Raw genomic sequence first — 525 nt, 5'->3', positions numbered from 1 at the left:
CCAAGGCCATCCAGCAGCTCGGCGCCAAGGACTCGCTGACCGAGAAATTCACGGTCACGACCGCTGACGGCACCACCGGCCAGGTCGTCATCACCATCAACGGCACCAACGACAAGCCGACCATCACGGGCCTGGCCACCGGCGACGTCAAGGAAGACGGCACGCTGACCACCACCGGCCAGCTGACCCAGCACGACATCGACGCCACTGACAAGCACACCTGGTCCGTCAACAACGACGGCAAGGGCCAGTACGGCACCTTCACCGTCGATGCCACCGGCAAGTGGACCTATGTGCTGGACAACAAGAGCGCCCAGGTGCAGGCCCTGGCCGAAGGCCAGAAGGTCACCGACACCATCACCGTCACCGTCGACGACGGCAACGGCGGCACCGCCACTCAGGTCATCACCGTCACCATCACCGGCACCAACGACGCGGCCGTCATCACCCCGAGCAAGCCGGGCGACGACGCCGGTTCGGTCAAGGAAGACGACAAGCTCACCACCGGCGGCAAGCTGGATGTCA

Annotated in this window: 1 protein-coding gene; it reads left to right on the top strand. The window is 65.1% G+C overall.

Going from position 1 to position 525, the window contains the following annotated elements; genetic code table 11:
* Positions 1-525 (top strand): VCBS domain-containing protein (locus AC6LJ9_RS30670; protein ID WP_498150458.1); only part of this gene is annotated, 525 nt, incomplete at both ends.

Source organism: Achromobacter sp. 1011811831 (genome assembly GCF_059760905.1).
This window is presented reverse-complemented; position numbering and strand designations above follow the sequence as displayed.